General features: G+C 75.1%; 2 protein-coding genes. Both read right to left on the bottom strand.

Annotated elements, in window-relative coordinates:
- On the bottom strand, positions 1-1,072 hold a 1,072-nt coding region (locus tag AB0C29_RS47805; protein WP_360834936.1), incomplete at its 3' end, for an AAA family ATPase.
- Positions 1,069-1,547 (bottom strand): LuxR C-terminal-related transcriptional regulator (locus tag AB0C29_RS47810; RefSeq protein WP_360834938.1); only part of this gene is annotated, 479 nt, incomplete at its 5' end. The genes AB0C29_RS47805 and AB0C29_RS47810, both read right to left, overlap by 4 nt.

Consider the following 1,547-nt stretch of genomic DNA (forward strand, 5'->3'; position numbering starts at 1 on the left):
CCGCGAGGTGCCAGGCCCGGCGGTCCGGCGCGTCCTGCGGGTCGGTCACCTCGGCGAGCGCCAGATGCACCGCCCGGCGGGTCTCGGGCTGCGCGGCCCGGTAGGCGGCCGACCGTACGAGCGGGTGGCGGAAGGTCACGCGGTCGTCGATGGTCAGCAGGCCGTCCGTGCCGCCGGCCAGCGCCGTTGCCGGGTTGACGCCGAGCCGCTGGGCGGCCTGGCGGACGGAGTCGGGGTCGCCGACCGGCTCGACGGCGGCGATCAGCAGCAGCATCCGGGTCTGCTCGGGCAGCCGTTCGATCCGGTTGAGGAACGCCTGCTCGATCTGGCCGGGCAGCGTGTCGGCGCGCAGCAGGCCGAGCCCGCCCGCCATCTCGGTGACGCTCAGCCCGCGCGGCAGCTCCAGCAGAGCCAGCGGGTTGCCCCTGGTCTCCGCGACGATCCGGTCGCGGATGCGCCGGTCCAGCCGGGCGTGCGTGGCCGAGGTGAGCAGCGCGTGGGCGTCGGCGTCCGGCAGCCCGCCGACCTCGAGCTCCGGCAACCCGCGCAGATCCGGGCCGGGCAGCCGGGTGCCGAACAGCAGGCCGATCGACTCCGCCAGCAGCCGGCGGGCGACGAAGCCGAGGACCTGTGCCGAACCGCGGTCCAGCCACTGGACGTCGTCGACCACGCAGACCAGCGGGACCTCCTCCGAGGCGGCCGACAACAGGCTGAGCACGCCCAGCCCGACCAGGAAGTGATCCGGCGGAGTGCCCTCGCGCAGCCGGAACACCGTCTCGAGCGCGGCGCGCTGCGGCTCGGGCAGCTGCGGCAGCCGGTCGAGCACCGGCGCGCACAGCTGCTGCAGGGTGGCGAAGTCCAGCTCCATCTCCGACTCGACCCCGGCGGCGTGCAGGACCCGCATCCCGGTGGCGGCGGCCCGGGCGTACCCGAGCAGCGCCGACTTGCCGACGCCGGGATCGCCGCGCAGCACCAGGACCCGGCTCTCGCCCGTGCCCAGCGCGGTGATCGTCTCGTCGAGCAGGGCGCACTCCGCGCGCCGCCCGATCAGTCCGTGCTGCGGTGGGTTCATCGTCGTCCGCCTTCGTCGAGGACCGGCTCGTGCTCGCCGCGCGGCAGGACGTCCCGGAGCTGGCGCCGGGAGCTGATCGCGAGCTTGCTGAAGATCTTGCGCAGGTGCCACTCGACCGTGCGCGGGCTGAGGAAGAGCCGGGCGCCGACCTCCGGGTTGGAGAAGCCGTCGCGGACGAGCACGGCGATCTGCCGTTCCTGCGGGGTCAGGTCGTCGCTGGGTGCGGCCTCGACGGTGCGCCGGCGGACGCTCGCCCCGGTGGTCAGCAACTCCCGGTGGGCGCGCTCGGCGAAGGCCTCCATGCCGATCGCGACGAACATCTCGTACGCGACCCGCAGCTCGTCCCGCGCCTCGGCCCGTCGCTCCTGCCCGCCCAGCCACTCGCCGTACAGCAGGTGGGCGCGTGCGTGCTCGGGGCGCAGCCTGGTGCGGCCCAGCCGCTCGATCGCCTGCCGGTACAGGGCGTCGGCAGCCG

The sequence above is a fragment of the Actinoplanes sp. NPDC048791 genome (assembly GCF_040650095.1).
In the GTDB taxonomy this organism is placed as follows: Bacteria; Actinomycetota; Actinomycetes; order Mycobacteriales; family Micromonosporaceae; genus Actinoplanes.